This is a genomic window from Capnocytophaga sp. oral taxon 324 str. F0483 (assembly GCF_000318315.2).
Classification (GTDB): Bacteria; Bacteroidota; Bacteroidia; order Flavobacteriales; family Flavobacteriaceae; genus Capnocytophaga; species Capnocytophaga ochracea.
Window position 1 is genome coordinate 70,700 of record NZ_KB291521.1, and the last position, 20,588, is coordinate 91,287.

The window sequence follows — 20,588 nt, forward strand, 5'->3', positions numbered from 1 at the left end:
AACTTAAAAATAGAGGATTGCCAACAAACCTCTTAACTAAAATGATGTTACCAGAAGAAGAAAACTACGCGGTTACCAAATTCGAATTGATGCTCAAAGAGAATAACATTCTCTTTTTCGACGTTGATGAATTTGAAGAAATCGTAGAATATTACTTAGAATACGGACGCATTAGCAAAGCGAAACGTGCCTTGGAAATCGGTTTGTCACAACACCCCAATGCTTCATCACTTAAATTGCTAAATGCAGAACAATTGGTGTTTGAAGACCGCTTAGAAGAGGCTTCAGAACTCCTCAATGAACTGTTGCTCATAGAGCCTATGAATGCTGAAGTGCACGTGCAACAGGCTAATCTGTACTCTAAAATGAACAAACATCATCGCGCTATTGAGTTGTTACAATACGCCATCACACTTACCGATGACGTTTCGAATATCTATGCCTTAATGGCAATGGAATACCTCTATACGGAGGATTATACCAATGCCAAAAAGTATTTTACCAAATGTTTGAAAGAAGACCCTCAGGATTATACCGCGCTCCAACAGTTGGTGTTCTGCTATGAGGTGTTGGGAGAAGTGCAAGAGGCAACCGACTTTCTAAACACTTACTTAGACCAAAATCCTTATTGTGAAGTTGCTTGGTATTACCTCGGTAAGCTGTATTTATCCATTACCGACCATAAAAATGCCTTGCGTTGTTTTGATTTTGCTATCATCAGCGACGATACTTTCACGGGGGCTTATTTCGAGAAAGCTCGTGTGCTCGAAATGATGGAAGATTATGAAAAAGCTATCGAAAACTATAAGATTACTCTTACCTTAGACGATCCTTCGGCTTTGGCTTATCTGCACATTGGGCGTTGTTATGAGAAAATGCGTAACGATGCCAAGGCAGAAGAGTATTATTTCAGGGCTACACACGAAGACCCTCAGCTCGATAAGGCTTGGATTACCTTAGCCGACTTTCATTACTTGCGTCATAATCACGCTAAGGCTCTAAAATACATTAAAAAGGTACTTACTTTTGAATCTAATGAGCCTTATTATTGGCGCCGTTATGCCGAGCTGAATTATTATCACTTTCAGAACCTAAAAGAAGCAGAATATGGCTATCGGAAAGCGGTACAAAACGGCGATTATTCCTATACTACCCTCATCGAATGGATTGACCTACTGTTGCTCTCTCAAAAATACCGAGAAGCCTTATCTATCATTGCCGATATAGTGCAAATCTACCCGCACGAGCTGGAGAATTACTATCGTATTGCTTTGGCTTATTACGGATTAGACGATTTAGAGGAGGCTACTCATTATTACCACTTAGGCTTACAACACGCACCCGAATGGCAGTCGTTTTTTGAACACAAATTCAACTTTAAAATACAATAGTTTATGGGGATAGTGCTCCGTCAATCGTTTAAGAATGTGGTGGCTACCTATTTAGGGTTTGCCATAGGGGCACTGAACACCCTTTTCTTGTTTACTTACTTCCTCTCCAAAGCTCAGTACGGATTAGTGAGTTATGTTACTTCCACTGCCACCATTCTGTCCCCTCTTATCGCCTTTGGAGTGAACAATACCTTGGTGCGTTATTATACCGCTTATCGAGATAAGAAAGAGCAAGCGCAATTCAACCTGATGCTTTGCTTTTTGCCTTTGCTCATCATTGTGCCTGCCACCTTTGTCGGGGTAATTGGGTACGAACAGATTGCACAATGGCTTTCGGCTAAAAACGAAGAAGTGCGCGATTACGTTTTTCTCATCTTCCTCACTTCCGTAGCGATGGCTTACTTTGAAATTGCTTATGCGTGGACGCGCGTACAACTAAAAACCGTCTTTGGCAATTTCCTTAAAGAGGTATTCCATAGGGTAGGGGTGATGCTCCTGCTATTAGCCATTTATTTCCAGCTCATCGACTTTCACCAATTGATATGGGGCGTATTTTGGGTATATGCCTTGCGTATGCTCTTGATGTTCGTTTTCGCTTTCTATGTCCGCCGACCGCAATTTGCTTGGGGGTTACCTAAAAACAAGAAAGAAGTCTTTTTGTACAGTCTTTTTGTGATTTTATCGGGGTCGGTAGCTTCTGTATTGATGGATATTGATAAGTTTATGCTGAACCAATACTTGCCTATTGGTGAGATTGCCGTTTACAATGTAGCCATTTTTACAGCTACGGTGATTGCCATTCCGTATAGGAGTATGTACCAGATTGTGAGTCCGCTGACGGCACAATTTATGAATCAAAGCAAGCCAAAAGAGCTATCCGACCTATATAAACGCAGCACCGTGAATACTTATTTTGTGAGTATGGTAATTTGTGTGCTTATCATCGTGAACGCCCAGCAGTGTTATGCCCTATTGCCCGATAAGGATTACAGCACAGGTCTCACGGTGCTTGTCATAATATCAGTAGTAAAGCTATCGGACGCCTTAGTGGGCTTCAACAATGCGGTATTGCTCAATTCACCTTACTATCGTACCGTACTGTTTTTGGGTGTTTTTTTGGTCATAGGCACTGTTTTAATGAATATGTGGCTCATACCGCTTTACGGCATCAATGGTGCAGGATTAGCAACCCTAATCGCTTTTAGTTCATATAACCTACTCAAGTCGGTTTTTGTGTATCGCAAATACAACTTACAGCCTTTTTATAAAGAAACGTTACAGACCACCCTCTTTGGTATTATAGCCATAGGAGGTTTCTTCTTTTGGGATTTTCCGTTTCACCCTCTTGTAAATATCAGCTTAAAATCATTACTCGTGGGGGGAGTCAGTGTATTTTTTCTTCTTAAATTGGGAATTTCGGAGGAGTTAATAAAGCTTATTCGCCGATTTAGTAATTAGTAAATTAGTCCTTGTATTCGCTTTTCGTATAGAGTAGACCCACTGTAGAGCCACTGTAGAGCCACTGTAGAGCCACTGTAGGTTCGTTCTTCTTTCATTTATTGTTCGGTGAAACTCTATGCTAAGTATGTTTGTATAATTGTTATGAATTTGTTCATCATAAAAGATATCCCAAAATATCTTTGTATATGATACTTTTTTCTGTATCTTTGTCGTTGGATTTTAGTAACCCTAAAATGTACTAAAAAAATAAATGTAATATGCATCCACGTATCAAAAACATTCTTGAAAATTACACTTATCCTATTATCAAATCTATTACTTACCCTAATGGTGATATGCTTGTTTTGGAGGGACAATGGATTAAAGAGAAGTATCACCTAAGAATTTTGTGTAAATCGTCCTTAGATAGTTATTTTTCTTATAACGAAGAGGATTATGTCTCTAATCTCTATCCGAAAATTATGGTAGAGAATGCCCAATATAAAATTTATGGAGGTGAATGTAGTTGGGAAGGAGATGGTTTTATTTACATTATCAATAAAGAAAAAGGGAAACTTTTATGGTTTTTGTTTTTGGATAATAGCGAGTATTTTAAGGAAGCCTATTTTGAGGATACAAACCATATAATCGCTCGTTCTGAACTTGGCTTACGACTAAGAATTCCTATTAATAAACCTGAAAAACTAAGTGTAATAAAATGACTTTAGAAGAGATAAAAGCAATTGTCTATTACATTCAAGGCTTACAAGCCCTTTGGAAAGAAGGCTATAATGCTAAAAAAGTAGGAGATTATACTTCCAATTTTATATGCAAAGACTTCAGAGACTATAATACCACAAATGAGCTGTGGGAGGTTATCAATGAGTTACGGCTTATGGGAGAAGGAGAAGAATGGGAAAAAACCAAAGAAGAAGTAGAAGCTCTCATTCAAGAGAAATTAGGAATTAGTATTTGCGAACCTATCAGTATACTTTCTTACACAACTAACTTGTTTATAAAGCAACTTACCAATGATTTCTTAACCGATTCACTAGTTTTATCATTTATTGAACAGATAAAAGAGCTTATTACTTATCAAGAATATACTTTGGCATTGGAAAACTTACTGAAAAGCCTTTTGGAAAAATGTATTTTTATTCCAAGAGATACTTTAGCTATTTTGGATAACATAGAAGATACTCAAATTCAGCGATTACAACAAGCATTATGGGGAGTGTAAAACGAAAATTTTTCTAATTATTTTTGATGTTTTTTGTAAAATGCATAAATTATCTATATCTTTGCAGAAAACCATATTATTATGAACAAAAAAAGAAATATTAAGCAAAAAATTAACTTATTCATAGGTTCTATTGGAGCCTTTATAGGAGTAATGGTATTTATAGCCTATATTCCTCAAATTATAGCAAACTTAGAGGGGCATAAAGCGCAACCTTGGCAACCATTGTTTGCAGCAGGGTCTTGTCTTATCTGGGTGGTGTATGGCTGGACAAAAGAACCTAAGCCAGATTATATTCTCATTATTCCCAATTTTGTAGGAGTGGTTTTAGGATTTTTAACTTTTATTACTTCTCTTTAAATACATTGAGTTATAGGATATATTTCAATTAAAACAAAGAAAGTAAAATATAAATAAATCCATCAATAAAAAACTATCGTTTTTCTTTGGTGGATTATTCTTTTTTTATACCTTTGTCATTCGTTTGTTAAATAGCAAATAACTTTTTAAACTTACCAAAATATTATGTCTAAAGAATTAGAAAATGTAATGACCAATCACTTTGAAAAAAAACACCTTATCGCTTTGATATGTATAGTGATTGTAACCGCTGTAGTGTGGAATTTACCTACTGAGGTGTTTCATATTAGCGGACTAACGGTGGTACATCAGCGAATTATCGCTATTTTTGTGTTTGCCACTCTTATGTGGATTAGTGAGGCTATCCCTTCGTGGGCTACTTCGCTGGGTATCATCACCCTAATGTGTTTAACGGTTTCTAACCACAGTCTGTTCTTCTTTAAAGGAGAAGAGAACGAGATTTTCGGAAAACTACTCAGCAGTAAAGAGATTATGGCTACCTTTGCCAACCCTGTAATTATACTCTTTTTAGGTGGTTTTTTCTTGGCTATTGCCGCCACCAAATCGGGGTTAGACGTCTTGCTTGCCAAGAATTTGATACGTCCGTTTGGGAATAGAAGCGAGAATGTGTTATTGGGTTTCCTGCTCATTACGGGTATTTTCTCAATGTTTGTGAGCAATACTGCTACGGCAGCTATGATGCTCACTTTCCTTACACCTGTTTTTGCAGCATTGCCTGCAAGTGGCAAAGGACGTACCGCACTCACGATGAGTATCCCGATTGCTGCTAACTTGGGCGGTATGGCTACCCCTATTGGTACACCCCCTAACGCTATTGCTCTACAAGCTCTTAATGACCCAAAAGGACTGAATATGGGCGTTGATTTTGGCGAATGGATGTCGTTTATGTTCCCATTGGTACTTTTGTTACTCTTCATCTCGTGGCGACTTATATTAAAATTCTTCCCTTTTACTCAAAAAACAATTAACTTACATATTCTAGGAAAAGTACACCAAGGTTGGCGTATGTGGGTAGTTAGTGGCACTTTTATCATTACCATTCTTTTATGGCTACTCCCCAGTGAATTAACGGGTATTGATGCCAATACCGTTGCCTTAGTACCAATGGGTATTTTTGCAGCAACAGGTGTGATTACTGCCAAAGACCTACAGTCCATCAATTGGAGCGTTATCTGGATGGTAGCGGGAGGATTTGCTTTAGGTTTAGGTATCAATGAATCGGGCTTAGCCGAACTTGCTATTGATACCATACCCTTTGGGTCGTGGTCGCCTATAATAGTATTGATTGCCTCAGGACTTATTTGTTATATTCTCAGTAACTTTATTTCCAATACCGCTGCGGCAGCCTTGTTAATTCCTATTTTGGTAACTATTTGTCAAGGAATGGGAGAAAACCTAAGCGCGATAGGCGGTACTTCTACGGTGATTATTGGGATAGCTTTGGCAGCATCATCAGCGATGTGCTTGCCTATTTCTACCCCTCCAAATGCCATTGCGTACTCTACAGGCTTAGTTAAACAAAACGATATGCTGAAAGTGGGGCTTATCGTAGGGCTTATCAGTATGGTGATAGGGTACCTTGTTTTATTTATTGTAGGAGAAACACATCTCTTAGGCTAATATGAAGAACATTATCATAACAGGTACCAGCAGAGGCATAGGCTTTGCGCTGGTACAACAGTTGGCTGCGGAAGGGCATAATATTTTAGCCCTTTCGCGGCATACTGCTTCTATAGAGGCACTGCAATTGCCTAATGTGCATTGTTTCCCTTTTGATATTACAAAAACAGAAGACCTACAAACCGTAGTCACTTATTTGCAACAATGGCAGTGCGTGGATATACTCATTCATAACGCAGGAAAACTCATCAACAAACCCTTTGAACAACTTACTAAAACTGACTTTTTAGAAGTGTACAAGGTAAATGTATTCGGAGTGGCGCAACTCACACAAAAAGTATTGCCTTTTATGAGGAATGGCTCGCACGTGGTAAGTATCAGCAGTATGGGAGGGGTACAAGGGAGTTTGAAGTTTAGCGGTTTGGCAGCTTATAGTTCATCTAAAAGTGCTCTTATTACCTTATCGGAGCTCTTAGCCGAAGAATACAAAGAGCGCGGTATCATCTTCAACACTTTAGCTTTAGGTGCGGTACAGACCGAGATGCTCACTGAAGCCTTCCCTGATTATAAAGCTAATATTACCCCACAGCAAATGGCACGCTACATTGCCGATTTTGCCGTTAATGGTAGTAAGGTATTCAATGGAAAAGTAGTACAAGTAGCCAATACAACTCCATAAAACAATTAAAAACTAACGACTAATAAACTAAAATATGTACATCATTATTTTAACGTATCAAAAAGACCTTTCAGAGGTTGAAAAACATTTAGAAGCACATCGCGCTTATTTAGATATGCATTATGCTTCAGGACATTTTGTTGCTTCAGGAGCACAAGTACCCCGTGTAGGTGGTATAATTTTGTGCAAAGCAGGTAGTAGGGGAGAGGTAGAGGATATCATTGCTCAAGACCCTTTTTATCAGCACCAAATAGCAACCTACCAGGTCATTGAGTTTACTCCTACCAAATTCTCTGAGGAGTTCGGTAAGGTACTCTCTTAAAACCACAATTAACAAGTGAAAATTATTTTTCTAACAGCCCTTACTTTCTCAATCTTAATACTCCTGCTTTATTACCTAATTCAGCAGTCTAAAAAGCCTTCGGGTTTTGTAGGTGTAATAATGATGAAACTTTTTAATCGTGTTTATATACCAATGGTACAATGGGCATTAGGATTTTATAAACCGTCAGAAGCTCCACGAAAAATATTAGATATAGGGGTAGGAAATGGCAAATCAACTGTCCTACTCACTGAATATTTTCCTCATAGTGAAGTTTGGGGAATTGAAATATCCGAAATCGCTATTAAGGAAGCAAAGAAGCTTCATACAAGGGCTATCTTTCAGTTAGAGGACATTCAGCATAACTCATTTGGTGATAAAACTTTTGATTTGATAACTGCTTTTCAAACACACTTCCATTGGCAAGACCTCAAAGAGGCTTTTTTGGAAGTCAAACGCATACTCTCAGACAAAGGTATTTTTCTCATTGCTTGTGAATATGCAAAGATTAGTTATTACCTTCCTAAGCTAAAAAGGACAGAAGATTTTAGTCAATTTTTAAACTCAGTAGGACTATCCTTAATACAAGAAGAAAGAATGCAAGGTTGGGTGTTTTACAAGTTAATAACAACTGAATATAAGTAACTTATAATAAAAATATAAACTTTTTATTTAACATATATTCTATAAAGTATCTGTTTAGTATGTATATAAATATGAAAATAATCTAATAATCAGTATATTAACTACCAATTTAAACAAAAGTAACAAGCATTTATTACGCTTACTAATGCTTTCGTTTTCGTTGTGATACTTATACTTTAGCTTTAAAATGTTTTAATAAAATATTAATAACCAATATTTTAATATAATAATTATATATGAGTAAAAATATAGTCTCTACTACCAAGAGGAAACGCAAGGCAAATCGCTCCAAAAAGGTAGGTTTGCCTGCCGGTAGTCTGGTGTATTTCGGTAATAAAGAGAAGCCTCTCAATATAGAAGTCTTTGCCTATAACGAGCATTCTTGTGAGGTAAAGAAAGTCTCTTCGGCTGAGGAAGCCCTTAAATTTATAATCGATAGCCGTATCACGTGGGTGAATGTAAACGGCTTAAACAATATCGAGGAAGTAAAAAAGTTAGGTGCTTATACTCATTTAGATAACCTATTTTTGGAAGACGTACTCGATACCGAACACCGACCTAAAGTAGAAATCCTCGATGAACATATTCTTGTGATCATTAAAATGCTGTACTACGGCAAAGATAAGCAACTCATTTCAGAGCACTTAGCATTATTATTGGGCAAAAATTACCTCATCACTTTTCAAGAAAGTGAAGACGAAGACGTGTTTGACCCCGTACGCAAACGTTTGCAAAACGCCGATAGCAGTCTGCGCAAACGCCCCGCTGACTATTTGCTATTCGGACTCTTAGATGCTATTGTAGACAACTATTTTGTGATTTTGGATAAAGTAAGCGATAAGATTGAGACCATTGAAGATGATATTATTATTCACCCTCGTGAAGATATGATTTCCGAAATCCAGCTGCTGAGAAAGAGTGCTATCTTTTTGCAAAAATCAATTACGCCCTCGCGTGAGGTAGTAAACAAGATTGAGAAAACCCCTCATCATCTTATCGACATCGATACTAAGCATTATTTCCGTGACCTTCACGACCACACAGTGCAAATTGTCGAAACACTCAGTACCTACCGCGATATCCTTTGGGGGCTTACGGATACTTATATGGGGGCAATGAGTAACAAGATGAACAACATTATGCGCTTGCTCACCCTTATTTCTACTATATTTATTCCGCTCACTTTTATTGTGGGGGTATACGGTATGAATTTCAAGTATATGCCTGAATTAGAAGTATGGTGGGCATATCCGTTAGTATGGTTGGTGATGATAGGTATTTCAGTAACAATGATTTTCTACTTCAAACGCAAAAAATGGCTTTGATTTTTGTAAAAATGCACTATCTTTGCGCGCTATGAATTTGTTAGACGAGAATGTACAACGCTTTATCAGGGAATACGAGGGGACAACTACAACATTGCTCCTCAAGAAACTTGTATTCAATGGCATTTCTAACAAAGAATTAGCACAACAGATTGAAGGCAGGCGTACAGCAGCTAAAAAACTTCCTTTTTTGCTTACTACGGAAGGTATATTGTTCCCTCCAACACTTAATTTAGAGCAAACCTCCTCCGAGGCAACCGCTCAGTACAAGGCACAAGGCTTGCACGGAGAACGTTTTTTAGATCTTACTTGTGGGTTCGCTATTGATGCATTTTTTCTTTCAGAAAAGTTTAAAGAAGTTACGTTGGTAGAACAAAATAAGGAACTTCTCAGTAAAGTAGAACATAATTGGCAGGTTCTAGGACGCAAGGCCACATTTATAAATGGAAGCACAGAAGCTTTTTTGAAAGCCACAACAGCACATTACAACCTTATTTATCTCGATCCTGCCCGTAGAGACATACTCAAACAAAAGAAGTTTCTCTTAGAAGACCTCTCACCTAATATCTTAGAGTTACAGTCTATACTATTGCAAAAAGCAGATAAAGTACTTACCAAACTATCACCTATGATAGACGTTAGTTATCTGTTGCATACGCTACCCAAGATAACACATATTCATTTGGTAGCCTTGCGCAATGAAGTAAAGGAGGTATTGGTAGTACAAGAACCTAAAAAAGAAACGCAAGTACAAATATATTGTGTGAATTTGGAGACTGAAGAGCCTACTTTGCAATTTACAGAAGAAGCGTTGCATAGTTCTCAAGTAGTGTATAGTGCGCCTAAACAATACTTGTATATTCCTAATAATGCTTTGTTGAAATCAGGCGCTTTTAACTATATAGCGCAGTATTTTGAGGTAGAGAAGTTGGACGTAAATACCCATCTATACACTTCCGAAGAGCTAAAAAAGCCCTTTGCCGGACGTGTTTTGCAGGTAACTCCTATTAATCTTAAAGAGTTAAAAAAAGGTAGTAAATATTGTATTCTCTCTAAAAACTATCCGTTATCGGTAGCAGAAATTAAAAAGAAATACCATATCGTGGAAGGTGGTAATGAATATCTTATCTTTACCCGTTCCGTTGAGGGGTTGGTCGTACTTTTAGGGAAGGTAATCGAGTGAGAAAGTTTTTTCTTTTGAGGTAAAAATGCTTAGTAAACGATAGTTGTATACTAGGAGTAATCAAGCGAATTGGTTTGCTATCCGTAGGATAAACTGACTTGTTATTAAAAATTCCCGATAAGGCTACAGTCCAATCATCTTTCAGATATACAAACGAAAAGCGCGTCACAGAAGTAGGATAAACCTTAATGTTCAGCTGTTGCAGTATGTCCATTTGGTTACCAAAATTCAGCCCACCGATAAACGCCCCTGTAAGTAACCAGTGTTTGCCAGCTACCCACGAATAGCCATAGCCCACGTGAAAACCTATTTGGAAATTCTCAAAAGCCTCGCTACTCACATTCTCTGTTTTAGCATCAGGCTCTATGCGATGCCAATAGAAACCACTGCCAAAAAGCAAACTCCCCGCCGATTTCACTTGGCGTTCGCTTTGCTCAAAGGCAGCTCGCGCCGAGAACTTGTCTGCACGCCATACGTAAGTGCTTTCTACACCTATTTGCTGGGTAGAAAGGGTAGGGAAGAGGGTGTAATTCCCTTTACCTCTATCGATATAAAATCCTGTATAGTCTTGATAATAAGCATCTATAAGTATGCGTTTACCATATTTATGTGCTTGTATATCAATACTGCGAGTTTTTAGATTTGTTTCATTTTTTAGTCGGAATAAGTTCTGTGCATAAAGTACGTTAAGCCCTAATATCTTGCGCAAACCTATTCCAACTCCTAAACTAAATGGGTAGTTGGGTGAATAAGCCTCTTTCCCTTGCGTAAGTATGAGCATTTTGGTAGGAGTATATGCTCTGAGCCATATTTCTTGCGGATAAGGTTGAATGTAGGTAGTATCCCGCTCTTGTGCAAAGAACGAAAGGCAACCTCCCCACAAAAAAATCAATAATAAGGCTCGTAAATTCATTATAATATATAAAAACGGGTGCAAAAGTAATACATTTTTAGCAACTATGAAAATCATACTCAAATACTTTTCCTCACTTAGTGAGTTGCAACAACAACAATTTGCAGAGCTCAAACCGCTGTACGAAAAGTGGAATGCTCAAATAAACGTCATCTCACGCAAAGATATAGACGATTTCTACGAGCGGCACGTGTTGCATAGTTTGGCTATTGCTAAGCGCATTCAGTTCGTCGATGGCACAGTACTATTAGATGTCGGTACTGGTGGAGGCTTTCCTGGCATACCTTTGGCTATAATGTTTCCTAACTGTCAGTTTACATTGGTCGATTCTATCGGAAAGAAAATAAAAGTAGTACAAGAAGTAGTAAAAGCTTTAAGGCTCACCAATGTAACGGCTATGCAGATAAGAGCCGAAGAACTAAAAGATACTTACGACTTTGTGGTAAGTCGTGCCGTTACTCAAATGAAGGACTTTGTGCCTTGGGTAAAAGGAAAGTTCAAGAAGACTTCTAAAAACGACCTCCCTAATGGTATTCTTTACTTAAAAGGCGGTGACCTTACTGAGGAGTTAGCACCTTTCCCTAAGGCAGAACTGACTGATATCAGTAGTTATTACGATGAACCTTTCTTTGAGACTAAGAAAATAGTGTATTTAAAGGGATAAAATATTAGAACCAAATCATAGAAAAGGCTGTCTAAAACGACAGCCTTTTTTATGATTTAAATTTTCTTAAGTTGTTGTTGCATCATCTTTATTTGGTCGCTCATCAAGTTTTGCTTATCTAGCTTTTTAGCCTCAGTGAGGAGCTCCTGTGCTTCGCGTTTTTTCCGCTTTTGCATCATAATACCTGCCAAACTCAATTTTGCCATCGCTACGTCATAACTCATCGTAAGTCCCAATTGTAGAGCTTTACGAAAGTATTTTTCTGCTTGAGTAAGGTTCTTTTGCGAGTAGATAATACCGTACATATAGTTGTAATAGCCTTGTTGTTTGCGGAGTAAAGCTGTCTGAGGGTCTGCTATTTTGCCGAGCCATTTTTCCATTCCTGCAAAGTCTTGCTTGCGCAAACGTAAGAATGTGAGAAGTATAAATTCGTTCCGAAAATAGAGTAAAATAGGAATAAGAGAAAGCAAAATAAGCGCTATACCATTTCCTATATTCCCCTGTGTGAACTGATATACCGCCCACGCTATGATAAGCACGGCTATAACTATCTTTAAATATTTGTTCTGTAAATATTTCATTTCTGTTTTTGTTTTAAAAGTTTGCAAAGGTAGTAATTCTTCTTGAATAATGCTAATATTTAATCCTTTTTTTCAACAAAGAGACTTTCGGGGTATTCTATATGAGTGAGATATAACCCACAAGCGGGAACCGATGCTCCTGCTTTACTGCGTTTCTTACTGAGGATAATATCTTCAAAATCTGTAAGCGAAAGTTTTTGTAAGCCTACATCTATAAGTGTTCCTACAATCGCCCGTACCATATTGCGCAAGAAACGGTCGGCAGTAATAGTAAAAATGAGTTGGTTCTCCACCTTATCCCAATGCGCTTCGTATATTTTGCAATTATATGTCTTTACATCGGTATGTGTTTTAGAGAAGCACTGAAAATCAGTATAATCAAAAAATATTTGAGCCGCTTCATTCATAAGCGCTACATTTAACGGAAGAGTAAATGCCATCGCATAATCGTAAGCAAAAGCATCTTTTTGAGTGCTAATATGGTACTGATAAGTGCGTTTCAAAGCGTCAAAACGGGCGTGGGCATTAGGCTGTACTTCATATATATGATGAACAGCTATATCTTTTGGAAGAAAAGCATTTAACTTGTGAACCAGATTAGCGGGCAACGCTTCTGTCACATCAAAGTGAGCATACATCTGCAAAGCGTGCACACCACTATCAGTGCGACCTGCACCCACAACTTCTATAGGCGTTCGCAAAAGAGTAGAAAGAGCCTTCTGTAAAACTTCTTGCACTGAAATAGCTTTGGGCTGGGATTGCCAACCGTAATAGTTTTTACCAAAGAAAGAAAGTTCTATAAAATAACGCATTTTTATCTTTATAAAAAGTAAAAGGTAACAGAGCATAACTCTGTTACCTTTTAACGAACATCTTATACTAAATTATTATTCACCCAATAGTTTTTTAACACGTTGGAAGTTAGCACTGTCGCTCAAAGCTCCATAAATGCTCTTTAGTTGTTCCAAGATATTTTTATCGTTGCCATTAGCTTTCACGTAGCTTTCTAATACTTCAGCAGCTTTTTTAAACAAAGCTTCTTTTTGGTCTCTAAGTTCATTGAATTTCTTAGTATCAGCAGCCGAATTGCCTAATGAATTCATTTGCTCAACCAAAGCATTACCTTCATTAATGTAAGTAGTCGAAAGGTTCAAAGTAGCATCAGCATATTTAGGTTTAATTTTAAGGGCTTGTTCAAAAGCTTTACGAGCCTCTATATTGTTACCTTGTTGCATATTGATAACCCCGATATTGTAGTGAAGGTCAGCATTATTAGGATCAAGCTGTGCAGCTTCTTGCATTAGTTGTTTAAATTTTTCTTTATTGTCTAATTGCAAGTAAACATTTGCTTCAGCGAGAATGATGTTAGCATCTTTAGGATAAGCTTTTCTTGCTTCAGCAAAAGCTTTTAGCGCCTCATCAGTCTTGTTTTGTTCTACGTAAATAAAGGCAATATTTTTCACGATATCAGCACGTTTTGAAGGCGTTTTTTCATTTCTAGCTTTTTCGTGAGTACCTGCTTTTACCATCAAATCACGCTGATTTTTATCAGGGAAAGTTTCCTCTTTTTTAGTTTGCTTATTAGTAGCCAAATAAAGTGTTTCAGCACCGTCATAACCTAAGTCTTTCAACTCTTTATAAAGTTTCACAGCGTTGTCATAATCTTTATTTTCAACCGATACTACTGCCGCATTGTACAAAAATACAGTATCACGCGGACTGAGGCGGTATACTTGTTCAAAAGCAACCGAAGCATTCTTGTAGTTTTTACGCTCGTAATTGTCTTGTGCTTGCTTAGCTGCAATATTAATAGCCTCATCAGCCAAAGTTTGCAACTGGTTTGAGTATTTGCCTTTACCTCCTTCTAATTGTCTTACTTTGGCAAAAGCTGAAGAAGCCGCTTGCAACGAAGCCAATACATTTTCATTTTTCTTGGCAGCCTCCACATTCACTTGTGCTTCCAAGAAATAGAACTGAGGTGCAAATTCAGTACCCTCAATAGAACCTTTAATGGAATTTAATCCGCTTTTGGCAGTTGTTAAATCTCCTTTACGGATTTGTTTTTCAATCTCTTTGAGTTCTTTTTTTTGTCCGAACGCCACTGCCGAAATCAGTAAGGCAGCAGCCATTAATAATGGTTTTCTCATATTGTTTTGCAATTTTAACGCAGTTTTTTGTTTTATGTACTAATTTGAAGTCGCAAATGTAGCACTTTATTTTTAAAGCACCAAATATTATCAACTTTTTATTTAGCAACAAAACTTGTGCCAACCGCATTCTTCTGACAATTAGTTCGTTGAAGTTCCTCGAAAGTTATATCTCTCTATTTTCAATTCTCATAAACGTTCCTCAAAAGTTACTCACACTAAAAATTGCATTTTTTTCGCCAAAATCACGTTTTTATGATTTTTTTCTCAATAACGTAAATACCTCTTTCTATTAATTGAGATTCAACTTAGTAACCTCCTTCCTTCGTCTTTCCTTCGTCTTACCTTCGCTCTTCCTTCGGTTAAGATACATCTAAAAGGTAAGATAGGTATATTTTATATCTAACTGATATATAAACAATTATTATTTTTAATTCACTAAAAGATGAAAAAGAATTTTATTGTCTTATTTTTAAAAAAAATATGCTCTATTTTAGAAATTTTAGCATTTTTTTCTCAGCTTCTCCAAAGTCATATAGTGCTTGCATTAATCAACCTTCATTCTCTTTTAATTTTGAAATCAATTTTGTTTAATTTCTGGCAAGTAGTCTCACTGTAAAAAGAATACTTTTCACGTATGATATTAATGTGAGTCCTATATATTTACAATACTGATTATTAGTCTCCTTTGCGGTATACACTTTGCCAAAGTTTAAACTTTGGCAAAGTTGAAGTCTTAAAATAATCATTTCACAAGGCATATCCTTAATTCTCTTTTAATTTTGAAAGCAATTTGTTTAATTTCTGGCACGTAGTCTCACTGTAAAAAGAATACTTTTCACCTATTTATATTATTGTTTTTCATTAACAATAAAATTTATAAAGTATTACTATTGTATTTCCGATTATTATTTGTATCTTTGCCCTCAAATAAAATCTTATGAAGAAATTAACTTTAATCGCATTCCTTTTAATTGTCTTTTCTTGTAAGACAAACCCTTTTACAGGAAAGAGTACCCTTAACTTTATGCCTAATAGTCAGGTATTTCCGATGGCTTTTAGTGAGTATTCCACCTTTTTAAAATCTAATAAGGTAGTGAAAAACACAAATGATGCCGCTATGGTGAAACGCGTAGGCGAACGCATAGCCAAAGCTGCCAAACTATGGCTCGATGCCAATGGTTATAAAGGCTATTTAGATGATTATCGTTGGGAATATAACTTGGTAGATAGTCCCGAGGTAAATGCTTGGTGTATGCCAGGGGGGAAGATTGTGGTTTATACGGGAATTTTACCTATTACACAATCCGAAACAGGTTTGGCAGTAGTAATGGGGCACGAGGTGGCTCACGCTTTAGCCGACCACGGGGCACAACGTATGAGTGCTGCCACCTTACAACAAATAGGTGCTATTGCAGGTTCAGTAGCCTTGCAAACCAGCAAATACGCTGCTTATACCGACCAGTTTATGCTCGCTTACGGCTTAGGGTCTAACTTAGGGGTAATGTTGCCCTTTAGTCGTTCCAACGAAACAGAAGCCGATGCCATAGGTATCCAGATTATGGCAATTGCTGGTTATGACCCCGCTGAGGCTCCTGAGCTATGGAAGCGTATGAGTGCCAAGAATAATGGTAAATCTACACCTACTATTTTAAGCACCCACCCTTCTGATGCCTCTCGTATCAAAAACCTCACTGCCTTAGTACCCAAAGCACGTGCTGAAGCTGCTAAGTTTGGAGTCACCCATTTTCAATAGCTAAAAGATATGATAAGCATCGCTACAATTCCTCTTTTGAAGGAGTATAGGGGGAGGTTGTCAACATTTTAGTATTATTCACACCAATATAGGTAACAAATAAAACATTATAAAGATATGCAACAAGTTTACGATAAAATTAATGAAACGGCTCGCATCATACAGTCGTACATCACAGAGCACACTCCTGAATTTGCTATTATTTTAGGTTCTGGACTCAATAAGTTAGAAGATGAAGTAGAAGTAATTTCTGAGATTAAATACAACAATATCCCTAACTTCCCTAAATCTACTGTAGAAGGACACAAAGGTAAACTGATTTACGGCAAAATAGAAAACCGCTATGTGCTAATGATGGCAGGGCGTGTGCATTATTACGAAGGATATACAATGCAAGAAGTAACCTTCCCAATACGCGTTTTTGCGCAATTAGGTATTAAACGTCTGATTGTTTCTAACGCTTCAGGAGGGGTGAACCCTAACTTTTCAATAGGTGATGTAATGGTTATTCGCGACCATATCAATTTATTTCCTGAGCACCCTCTACGCGGTAAGAACTTAGACCTATTTGGTGCGCGCTTCCCCGATATGAGCAAACCTTATAACCAAGCTATGATAACCGAGCTCGAAAAGATAGCTAAGAAACATAAAATCAAGCTTCAAAAAGGAGTGTATGTAGGTTTGCAAGGTCCTTCTTTTGAAACCCCAGCCGAATATGGTATGGTGCGCATTTTAGGAGGTGATGCCGTAGGTATGAGCACCGTACCCGAAGTAATTGTAGCACGTCATCAGAATATGGAAGTGTGTGCTCTTTCAGTCATCACCGACTTAGGAGGTCCCGACATCTCCCCCGATGTATCACACGAAGAAGTACTCAACGCTGCTAATATCGCAATGCCAAACGTGATATTATTGGTGAAGAATTTGATTAAAAATTATCAATAGCTTTTAGTTGTAGTATAAACTTTGCCAAAGTTTCAATAGCTTGTTGTGCTACAACCTTTGGCAAAGTTAAATTACCAAATTATTCACTTTTCACTCCTTACTCTTCACTTTTTGCTTTTATAAGCTTTAGCACCTTCTCAGGGCAACGCACCGGTCTGAAAGTCTTCGCATCTACAAACACCAATACAGTATTAGCCGTAGAGAGTAATTCTCCTTTTTCATTGAGAATTTCATAGTCAAACTCTATTTTTGTAGAGGGTAATTCTTTTAACTTGATACGAATAGTAATGAGCTCGTCATACAAAGCAGGCTTTTTATACTGAATTTGCAGAGATACCACAGGCATCATTATTCCTTCTTCTTCCATCGCCTTATAGGTAAAGCCAATAGACCTTAGCCACTCCACTCTTCCCAATTCAAGATACTGAGGATAATTTCCGTAGTACACTACCCCCATTTGGTCAGTTTCTGCATAGCGTGTACGCAATACATAATCAAAATATAATTCTTTCATATTTAGATAGATATAAATATTAACAAAACATTAACAGTGCTCCCATATAAAATAAAAGTACAAAAACAAATGTTAAATATTTTTTTTATTCAAAAATTATTCACAACTTTGCTCACTGAAAAAACAACAGTTTTATCACCGGCAAAATTAGTAAAAAAATCTAATAATCAAATTTTTAGCTAAAAAGTAGCACTAAAAAAGATGAAAGAAGCAGCTGAAAAAGTCTGGAGTAGGTGTCTTGAATTTATAAAAGACAACATTACTGAGCAACCATTTAACACTTGGTTCGCTCCTATCGTACCTGTGGAATTAGAGGGCAATACCCTAAAAATCAAAGTGCCCAGTAAATTCTTTTGCGAGTGGTTAGAAGAAAATTATATTTCTCTTCTCAAATCAGCTATGACTTTTACCTTAGGTGTAAACTCTCGCCTCGTATATATTGTCGATACTCCTCTTACTAAAGAACAACTTCCTAGTACTAATCGGCCGGAATTAGCAAAACAGACTTTGACTTTAGCTACTGAAACCAAAGACCCTGGACTTAAAAATCCTTTCGTAATACCGGGTATTCGCGAAATAACTGTTGATCCTCAGCTGAACTTACATCAGAACTTCGACAACTTTGTGGAGGGAGCTTCCAATCGTTTAGCACGCTCTGCAGGTATGGCAGTTGCCAACAAACCTGGGGGTACGGCTTTCAATCCGCTGTTTATCTTCGGAGGAGTAGGCTTAGGTAAGACCCACTTGGCACACGCAATTGGGGTAGATATCAAAGAAAAATACCCTAAAAAGAAGGTACTATACGTCTCTGCCGAAAAGTTCACCCAACAGTTTATCAGTGCTTCCACAGCCAAAGATAAAGATAAGAATACACTTAACGACTTTATTCACTTTTATCAGCTCATCGATGTGCTGATAGTCGATGATATTCAGTTCCTATCAGGGAAGGTAAAAACCCAAGATGCTTTCTTTCACATCTTCAATCACCTGCACCAAAATGGAAAACAGGTAATTCTCACTTCCGATAAAGCACCAGTTGATTTGTTCGATATCGAACAGCGCTTGCTCTCTCGCTTTAAATGGGGGCTTTCAGCCGAACTCCAAACGCCCGATTATGAAACGCGCTATAAGATATTAGAAAATAAATTCTATAATGATGGCGCTGAAATAGGTGAGGATATCATCGCTTATTTAGCTGAAAATATTCGTACCAATGTACGTGAACTCGAAGGGGTGAGTAATTCACTGATTGCACAAGCAGCTTTCAACCGCAAAGAGTATTCTATAGAACTTGCACAAAGCATTATTGATAAATCGGTGAAGAATAATCGAAACGATTTGACGATTGACCATATTCAGCAAATCATCGCCGATTACTTTGGCTTAGACATAGAATCCTTGCATTCAAAAACTAGAAAGCGCAATGTGGTTCAAGCACGACAGTTGGCGATGTTTTTCTCGAAGAAATACACCAAAAATTCGCTTTCTACTATTGGAAGCCAAATAGGACAACGCGACCACGCTACGGTGTTACACGCTTGTAAAACGGTGGAAAACCTAATAGAAACCGACCGTGCATTCAAGAAATATGTAAGTGATTTGGAAACTAAATTCTCTGACTGATGGAATCCTTATCTCAACTATTACCACAAGAAGAACGATTAGCGGTAAGCAATGAACAAAAATCTTTGAAAATAGGGCTTCCCAAAGAGCACACCTTTCAGGAGCATCGCATTTGCTTAACTCCCGATGAAGTAGCGGTATTAGTTGCTAACGGACATCAAATACTAATAGAGGCTGGGGCAGGAGAGGAGGCTCATTTTTCCGATACCGACTATAGTGAGGCAGGTGCCGAAATAGTATATGATACCCAAGAAGTATTCGCGTGTCCTATTGTGCTAAAAGTTCAACCACCCACTACTGATGAACTTGCTTACTTTAATGCTCAAACTGTATTGTTGTCGGCTTTACAACTTAACACGCAAGATAAACCTTACTTCGAGACGCTTGCACAAAAGCAAATCACTGCCTTAGCTTTTGAATATATAAAGGACGAAGCTGAAAATCATCCTATACAACAGTCGGTTGATGAGCTCACAGGAACTGCAGCTGTGCTCACTGCCTCTGAACTGCTTGCAGAAGAAAACCGACTCTTGCTCGGCAATATCACTGGAATACCGCCTACTGAGGTAGTACTTTTGGGAGCAAACGAACTCACCGAAGCTGCTGCTAAAACTGCCTTAGGATTGGGTGCCAATGTAAAGATATTTGCTCCTTCTCTCACCGATTTGAGAAAACTGCGTACACATTTGCCCTCCTTCAGTATATACCGCTACTTTGCAACCTCAGTTGCTCCGAGAAGCCTTAACACATTGCCACGTGCTTATAGGGGCTATGAGTGGAGAATGTCGCTCGCCCATAGTAGTGACAGAAGAGATGGTACAACAGATGAAGCGTGGTGCTGTGATAGTAGATGCTAGTATTGGCATAGGAGGCTGTATAGAAACCAGTAAGCTTACCACTTTAGAACAACTTACCTTTACAAAATACGAAGTAGTACATTGTGGAGTGCCGAATTTACCTTCCCGCTATGCTCATACAGCTTCAACTTTGCTCAGCAATACCCTATTACCTTACTTACTGAAAATAGGAGATGAGGGAGGTGTAGAAAACCTTTTACAAATAGACAAAGGTTTTAGAAACGGACTCTATTCTTATCACGGGATCCTTACTCATCACAACATCTCCGAGTGGTTCGGATTGCCTTACAAACCTTTACATTTATTGTTTTTATAGACACAGAATAAGTTTTCTTAATATTTTGATAATAAAATGTCCGAGA

General features: G+C 37.8%; 20 protein-coding genes and 1 pseudogene. 16 read left to right on the forward strand and 5 right to left on the reverse strand.

What is annotated here, in order from left to right; genetic code table 11:
• Nucleotides 1-41: 41 nt before the first annotated feature.
• The 11 genes from HMPREF9072_RS05885 to HMPREF9072_RS05935 all read left to right on the forward strand — a co-directional run bounded on the left by HMPREF9072_RS05885 (nt 42) and on the right by HMPREF9072_RS05935 (nt 10,226).
• Nucleotides 42-1,391 (forward strand): lipopolysaccharide assembly protein LapB, encoded by a 1,350-nt coding sequence (locus HMPREF9072_RS05885; RefSeq protein ID WP_009750490.1) that lies wholly within the window; start codon nt 42-44, stop codon nt 1,389-1,391.
• A gap of 3 nt (nt 1,392-1,394) precedes the next feature.
• Nucleotides 1,395-2,849, forward strand: a complete 1,455-nt coding sequence (locus HMPREF9072_RS05890) for a lipopolysaccharide biosynthesis protein (RefSeq protein WP_009750491.1) — start codon at nt 1,395-1,397, stop codon at nt 2,847-2,849.
• Nucleotides 2,850-3,109: 260 nt separating this feature from the next.
• On the forward strand, nt 3,110-3,553 hold the full coding sequence (locus tag HMPREF9072_RS05895; RefSeq protein WP_009750492.1) for a hypothetical protein: 444 nt from the start codon (nt 3,110-3,112) through the stop codon (nt 3,551-3,553).
• Nucleotides 3,550-4,071 carry a hypothetical protein gene (locus HMPREF9072_RS05900; protein ID WP_009750493.1) on the forward strand — a complete coding sequence of 174 codons (522 nt, stop codon included), beginning with the start codon at nt 3,550-3,552 and terminating at the stop codon, nt 4,069-4,071. Before HMPREF9072_RS05895 ends, HMPREF9072_RS05900 begins: the two co-directional genes overlap by 4 nt.
• An 81-nt stretch (nt 4,072-4,152) precedes the next feature.
• A complete protein-coding gene (locus tag HMPREF9072_RS05905) occupies nt 4,153-4,431 on the forward strand; it encodes a SemiSWEET family transporter (protein ID WP_009750494.1) in 279 nt (92 codons plus the stop codon).
• Nucleotides 4,432-4,596: 165 nt separating this feature from the next.
• Nucleotides 4,597-6,072 carry a DASS family sodium-coupled anion symporter gene (locus HMPREF9072_RS05910; RefSeq protein WP_009750495.1) on the forward strand — a complete coding sequence of 492 codons (1,476 nt, stop codon included), beginning with the start codon at nt 4,597-4,599 and terminating at the stop codon, nt 6,070-6,072.
• A 1-nt stretch (nt 6,073) separates the two neighbouring features.
• On the forward strand, nt 6,074-6,751 hold the full coding sequence (locus HMPREF9072_RS05915; protein WP_009750496.1) for an SDR family oxidoreductase: 678 nt from the start codon (nt 6,074-6,076) through the stop codon (nt 6,749-6,751).
• A gap of 34 nt (nt 6,752-6,785) precedes the next feature.
• Nucleotides 6,786-7,073 carry a YciI family protein gene (locus tag HMPREF9072_RS05920; RefSeq protein ID WP_009750497.1) on the forward strand — a complete coding sequence of 96 codons (288 nt, stop codon included), beginning with the start codon at nt 6,786-6,788 and terminating at the stop codon, nt 7,071-7,073.
• 15 nt (nt 7,074-7,088) lie between these two features.
• Nucleotides 7,089-7,718 carry a class I SAM-dependent methyltransferase gene (locus tag HMPREF9072_RS05925; RefSeq protein ID WP_009750498.1) on the forward strand — a complete coding sequence of 210 codons (630 nt, stop codon included), beginning with the start codon at nt 7,089-7,091 and terminating at the stop codon, nt 7,716-7,718.
• Nucleotides 7,719-7,954: 236 nt separating this feature from the next.
• Nucleotides 7,955-9,043: a magnesium/cobalt transporter CorA gene (corA, locus tag HMPREF9072_RS05930; RefSeq protein ID WP_009417725.1), complete on the forward strand. Its 1,089-nt coding sequence runs from the start codon at nt 7,955-7,957 to the stop codon at nt 9,041-9,043.
• Nucleotides 9,044-9,074: 31 nt separating this feature from the next.
• Nucleotides 9,075-10,226 (forward strand): class I SAM-dependent methyltransferase, encoded by a 1,152-nt coding sequence (locus HMPREF9072_RS05935; RefSeq protein WP_009750499.1) that lies wholly within the window; start codon nt 9,075-9,077, stop codon nt 10,224-10,226.
• Here the strand turns inward: HMPREF9072_RS05935 and HMPREF9072_RS05940 are convergent.
• Nucleotides 10,174-11,196 (reverse strand): DUF4421 family protein, encoded by a 1,023-nt coding sequence (locus HMPREF9072_RS05940; protein WP_009750500.1) that lies wholly within the window; start codon nt 11,194-11,196, stop codon nt 10,174-10,176. The genes HMPREF9072_RS05935 and HMPREF9072_RS05940 overlap by 53 nt on opposite strands.
• On the opposite strand from HMPREF9072_RS05940, the gene rsmG reads away from it, so the two are divergent.
• Nucleotides 11,186-11,803 (forward strand): 16S rRNA (guanine(527)-N(7))-methyltransferase RsmG, encoded by a 618-nt coding sequence (gene rsmG, locus HMPREF9072_RS05945; protein ID WP_009750501.1) that lies wholly within the window; start codon nt 11,186-11,188, stop codon nt 11,801-11,803. The two genes, HMPREF9072_RS05940 and rsmG, sit on opposite strands and share 11 nt — an antisense overlap.
• Nucleotides 11,804-11,859: 56 nt before the next feature.
• Here rsmG and HMPREF9072_RS05950 read toward each other — a convergent pair whose 3' ends face one another.
• Genes HMPREF9072_RS05950 through HMPREF9072_RS05960 form a run of 3 tightly spaced genes read right to left on the reverse strand, consistent with a single transcriptional unit; the run spans nt 11,860 to nt 14,531 of the window.
• On the reverse strand, nt 11,860-12,384 hold the full coding sequence (locus tag HMPREF9072_RS05950; RefSeq protein ID WP_009421613.1) for a membrane protein: 525 nt from the start codon (nt 12,382-12,384) through the stop codon (nt 11,860-11,862).
• Nucleotides 12,385-12,443: 59 nt separating this feature from the next.
• Entirely contained in the window at nt 12,444-13,232 is a 789-nt protein-coding gene (truA, locus tag HMPREF9072_RS05955) for a tRNA pseudouridine(38-40) synthase TruA (protein WP_009750502.1), read from the reverse strand.
• Between the two features lie 39 nt (nt 13,233-13,271).
• Entirely contained in the window at nt 13,272-14,531 is a 1,260-nt protein-coding gene (locus HMPREF9072_RS05960; protein WP_009750503.1) for a tetratricopeptide repeat protein, read from the reverse strand.
• A gap of 940 nt (nt 14,532-15,471) precedes the next feature.
• Here HMPREF9072_RS05960 and HMPREF9072_RS05965 point away from each other — a divergent pair.
• Together HMPREF9072_RS05965 and HMPREF9072_RS05970 are read left to right on the forward strand one after the other, a co-directional pair.
• On the forward strand, nt 15,472-16,287 hold the full coding sequence (locus HMPREF9072_RS05965) for a M48 family metallopeptidase (protein ID WP_009750504.1): 816 nt from the start codon (nt 15,472-15,474) through the stop codon (nt 16,285-16,287).
• A 117-nt stretch (nt 16,288-16,404) separates the two neighbouring features.
• On the forward strand, nt 16,405-17,232 hold the full coding sequence (locus tag HMPREF9072_RS05970) for a purine-nucleoside phosphorylase (RefSeq protein ID WP_009750505.1): 828 nt from the start codon (nt 16,405-16,407) through the stop codon (nt 17,230-17,232).
• Between the two features lie 97 nt (nt 17,233-17,329).
• On the opposite strand, the gene HMPREF9072_RS05975 is transcribed toward HMPREF9072_RS05970, so the two are convergent.
• On the reverse strand, nt 17,330-17,746 hold the full coding sequence (locus HMPREF9072_RS05975) for a thioesterase family protein (protein ID WP_009750506.1): 417 nt from the start codon (nt 17,744-17,746) through the stop codon (nt 17,330-17,332).
• Nucleotides 17,747-17,947: 201 nt separating this feature from the next.
• Between HMPREF9072_RS05975 and dnaA the strand changes: the two genes are divergently transcribed.
• Nucleotides 17,948-19,369, forward strand: a complete 1,422-nt coding sequence (dnaA, locus tag HMPREF9072_RS05980) for a chromosomal replication initiator protein DnaA (RefSeq protein WP_009417739.1) — start codon at nt 17,948-17,950, stop codon at nt 19,367-19,369.
• Nucleotides 19,369-20,542, forward strand: a pseudogene (locus tag HMPREF9072_RS05985) (alanine dehydrogenase). The gene dnaA and the pseudogene HMPREF9072_RS05985 overlap by 1 nt, the downstream one beginning before the upstream one ends.
• Nucleotides 20,543-20,588: the final 46 nt, after the last annotated feature.